General features: G+C 70.9%; 3 protein-coding genes. 1 reads left to right on the top strand and 2 read right to left on the bottom strand.

What is annotated here, in order from left to right; translation table 11 throughout:
- A partial coding sequence (locus tag AC31A1_RS47240) for a maltotransferase domain-containing protein (RefSeq protein WP_489659236.1) occupies nucleotides 1-559 on the bottom strand: 559 nt, incomplete at its 3' end.
- 219 nt (nucleotides 560-778) lie between these two features.
- Entirely contained in the window at nucleotides 779-2,002 is a 1,224-nt protein-coding gene (locus AC31A1_RS47235; RefSeq protein WP_489659235.1) for a S8 family peptidase, read from the bottom strand.
- A 275-nt stretch (nucleotides 2,003-2,277) separates the two neighbouring features.
- Between AC31A1_RS47235 and glgP the strand changes: the two genes are divergently transcribed.
- The coding region (gene glgP, locus AC31A1_RS47230) for an alpha-glucan family phosphorylase (RefSeq protein ID WP_489659234.1) at nucleotides 2,278-4,636 on the top strand (2,359 nt) is incomplete at its 3' end.

Raw genomic sequence — 4,636 nt, 5'->3', positions numbered from 1 at the left:
GGGCGGACACGGCGGCGCGGAGGACGGGGCGGAGGCCCTTGCCCTTCGGGACGCCGGAGATGGCGCGCTCGTACAGGCGCGCACCCTCCTCCAGGACCAGGTCCGTGTCCATGCCGGCCGGGATCTTGATCTGGGCGTGGTGGCGCCAGGTGGCGACGGGGTCGCTCCAGGCCTCCACGGTGTAGGTCCACCGGCCGGGTGCGCCGGGTGTGACCGTGGCACCCCAGCGGTCGGTGCCCGGGGCGAGCTCCCGCATCGGGGTCCACGGACCGGGGCGGCCGTCCGGGTCGTAGAGGACGGCGTTCGCGGCGACCGCGTCGTGGCCCTCGCGGAAGACGGTGGCCGAGACCTCGAACGCCTCACCGGTGACCGCCTTGGCGGACCGGTGGCCGTGCTGGACGACCGGCCGGACATCGAGGACGGGGATGCGTCCGATGCCGGGCGATGTGCCGTCCGCGGAGGGTGGCTCCGGGACGGGTGGTGCCGTGCCGACGGGGCGCACGGGGGGCGTGGCCGTGCCGGGTGTCGGGGGTGGTGACGAGTGGTGCGTGGCGGGCATGACCGCTCCTGTCCGCGTCAACGTGGGTGTGGGCGGATGGATGTGGGGAGGTGGGTCCTGCGAAGGAGATCCCGTGCTGCGTCTGGGGGCGTACCGGTGGAGCCTTCCCACCCTATTCGGGTTAGCAATCCGGCAGGTTGCTAACTACTTACGCGCAGATCTCCACAGAAAGATCCGCCCCCGTCCAGGGCGAACGGGGCCGGTCCCGGCACTCTCGCACTACGACCGCGGTACCTGCAGGATTTTGTCCGGCGAACCGAGCCCTTCGCCGGACACCTTGCCGGATACCGCCCCCGCGACGAGTGCCGTGGAGACCTGTGCGGGCGTGGCGCGCGGGTGACCGCCGAGATAGACGGCCGCCGCGCCGGCCGCGTGCGGTGACGCCATCGACGTACCGGAGAAGGTCGCCTTCCCAGTGTCGCTCGCGTACGACGCGGAGGTGATCGAGACGCCCGGGGCGAACAGATCGACGGCCGGGCCGTAGTTCGAGAAGGCCGCCCGGGCGTCGTTCCTGTCGGTGGCGCCGACCGTGACGGCCTCCTTGACGTCCGCGGGGGAGTACAGGCCGGCCGACAGCCCGTCGTTGCCCGCCGCGACCGTGTACGTGACACCGGAGGCGATCGAGTTGCGTACGGCCGCGTCCAGCTGGGCGTTGTGGATGCCGCCGAGGCTGAGGTTGGCGACCGCGGGCTTGTGCGCGTGCCGGGTGACCCAGTCGATGCCGGCGATGACCTGCGAGGTCGTACCGGCTCCGGCGTTGTCGAGGACGCGTACGGCGACCACCTCGGCCTTCTTGGCGACGCCGTAGGTGGTGCCGGCGATCGTGCCGGCGACATGGGTGCCGTGGCCGTTGCCGTCCTGGGCGGTGGCGTCGTTGTCGACGAAGTCCCAGCCGTAGCCCGCCCGGCCGCCGAAGTCCTTGTGGGCGACGCGGATGCCGGTGTCGATCACGTACACCGTCGCCCCGCTGCCCCCGGACTGCGGCGAGGTGTAGCTCCTGCTCAGCGGCAGGCCCGCCTGGTCGAGCCGGTCGAGCCCCCAGGACGGCGGGTTGCGCTGGACACGGCCGGCGCTACGGCTGCCGCTGTCCAGGGTGACGCGGGTGTCCTGGGCGACCGAGGCGACCCGCGCGTCCGCCGCGAGGCGTCTCGCCTGTCTCTCGTCGGCCGTGATGGCGTAGCCGTTGAGGACCGTGCCGTAGGTGTGGCTTATTTTCGCCCCGTACTTCTCGGCGAGGCCCTTCCCGGCCGCCGACGGGGCCTTCGTCCCCCCTTTCAACGTCACCAGGTAACTGCCGCTGACGGAACCGGGTTCACCGGCGCCGAGTATGGTCCCCTCCGGTGCGGCGTGCGCGGGCAGGGTGATGGCCGAAAGCACCACGATGGTGGTGACCGCGGTCAGGCCCCCCGCCCGGCGCAGACGCCGCGTGCGCGTCCGTGCCATGTCGAGTTCCCCTCCTTCAACTCTCCACGGGGCAGCCTCTCGTGAGGCGCGAAGCACCACAAGGGCGCACGAGGGGCCCGTATTAGTTCAGGGTGGTAATAATCAGCCCGTTGGGGGTCCCCCCTCTGGGGGAGTTTGAGGACGGGGCCCCTTTGAGGGCCGATGGGGGTCTGGGGGCGAAGCCCCCAGCGAGGGCGACACCATCGCCGGTACCGTCATCACACACGACGACACACACTGCCGTGTGTCATCCAGCGAAGCGCCGAGGTGGAGCTGTGAAGGCGATCCGTCGATTCACCGTCCGTCCCGTTCTCCCCGAGCCCCTCCGACCTCTCAGTGATCTGGCGCGCAATCTGCGCTGGTCCTGGCACGCCGACACCCGTGATCTCTTCCAGTCCGTCGATCCCGAGCGCTGGGCCGCCTCGGAACGCGATCCCGTTCGACTCCTCGGCAGCGTCTCCGCCGAGCGGCTCGCGGAGCTGGCCGAGGACAGCCGTTTCCTGCGCCGGCTCACCGAGGTCGCGGGTGACCTCGCCGACTATGTGGGCGGTGACCGCTGGTATCAGGCCCAGTCCGGGGAACTGCCCGCCGCCGTCGCCTACTTCTCACCCGAGTTCGGCGTCACGGCCGCCCTGCCGCAGTACTCCGGCGGCCTCGGCATCCTCGCCGGCGACCATCTCAAATCGGCCAGCGATCTCGGCGTACCGCTGATCGGCGTCGGACTCCTGTACCGGCACGGCTACTTCCGCCAGTCGCTGTCCCGGGACGGCTGGCAGCAGGAGCACTATCCCGTCCTCGACCCCAACGAACTCCCGGTGGCGCTGCTGCGGGAGGAGGACGGCTCCCCGGCCCAGGTCTCTCTCGCCCTGCCCGGCGGCCGCTCGCTGCGCGCCCGGATCTGGCTCGCGCAGGTCGGCCGGGTACCGCTGCTGATGCTCGACTCCGATGTCGAGGAGAACGACGTCGGCGAACGAGGCGTGACCGATGTCCTCTACGGCGGCGGCAGCGAACATCGGCTGCTCCAGGAGATGTTGCTGGGTATAGGAGGCGTGCGGGCGGTGCGGACGTACTGCCGCCTCACCGGTCACCCCGAGCCCGAGGTGTTCCACACGAACGAGGGGCACGCGGGATTCCTCGGCCTGGAGCGGATCGCCGAACTCTGCGACGCGGGGCTGGACTTCGACGCGGGACTTGAGGCGGTGCGGGCCGGTACGGTCTTCACCACCCACACCCCCGTACCGGCCGGAATCGACCGTTTCGACCGGGAGTTGGTGGCCCGGCACTTCGGTCCCGGGGCCGAACTCCCGCGCATGGACGTCCAGCACATCCTGAGCCTTGGCATGGAGACCTACCCGGGCGGCGAACCCAACCTGTTCAACATGGCCGTGATGGGCCTGCGGCTGGGCCAACGGGCCAATGGCGTCTCCCTGTTGCACGGCCAGGTGAGCCGCGAGATGTTCTCCGGTCTCTGGCCGGGGTTCGACGCGGAGGAGGTGCCGATCACCTCCGTGACCAACGGGGTGCACGCGCCGACCTGGGTCGCGCCCGAGGTGTTCCGGCTGGGCGCACGCCAGATCGGCGCGACACGGACCGAGGACGCGTTGACGGTGGGCGGTTCGGACCGCTGGGACGCGGTCGCGGAGATCCCGGACCAGGACATCTGGGAACTGCGCCGCGATCTGCGCGAGCAACTGGTCGTGGAGGTACGGGAACGGCTCCGCGCGTCCTGGCGTCAACGCGGCGCGGGATCAGCCGAGTTGGGCTGGATCGACGGAGTCCTGGACCCCGACGTCCTCACGATCGGATTCGCGCGCCGTGTCCCGTCGTACAAGCGACTGACGTTGATGCTGCGCGACCGGGACCGGCTGATGGATCTCCTCCTGCACCCCGACCGTCCGATCCAGATCGTGGTGGCGGGCAAGGCGCACCCGGCGGACGACGGGGGCAAGCGGCTGGTCCAGGAGCTGGTGAAGTTCGCGGACGACCCCCGCGTCCGGCACCGCATCGTTTTCCTGCCCGACTACGGCATGGCGATGGCGCAGAAGCTGTACCCCGGCTGCGACATCTGGCTCAACAACCCGCTCCGCCCGCTGGAGGCCTGCGGCACGAGCGGCATGAAGGCGGCGCTGAACGGCTGCCTCAACCTCTCGGTCCTGGACGGCTGGTGGGACGAGTGGTTCCAGCCCGACTTCGGCTGGGCCATCCCCACGGCGGACGGCACCGGCACGGACCCCGACCACCGGGACGACGTGGAGGCCGCGGCCCTCTACGACCTCCTGGAGCAACGCGTCACCCCGCGCTTCTACGAACGCGGTCAGGACGGGCTCCCCGACCGCTGGATCGAGATGGTCCGCCAGACGTTGACGTTGCTGGGCCCGAAGGTGCTGGCCGGGCGCATGGTCCGGGAGTACGTGGAGCGCCTGTACGCCCCCGCCGCGCACGCCCATCGCGCCATGACCCCGGACGCGGCCCGTGAACTGGCCGTCTGGAAGGGGCGGGTGCGGGCCGCCTGGCACGGGGTGACTGTCGACCACGTGGAGACGTCTGCGGCTACGGCCACGGCTGAACTCGGTACGACGCTGAATCTCCGGGTGCGGGTGGGGCTGGCGGGGCTCGCCCCGGACGACGTTGAGG

The sequence above is a fragment of the Streptomyces sp. P5F9 genome, assembly GCF_057961495.1.
The sequence above is the reverse complement of the archived record's forward strand: the minus strand, read 5'-3'. Positions and strand labels throughout refer to the sequence as shown.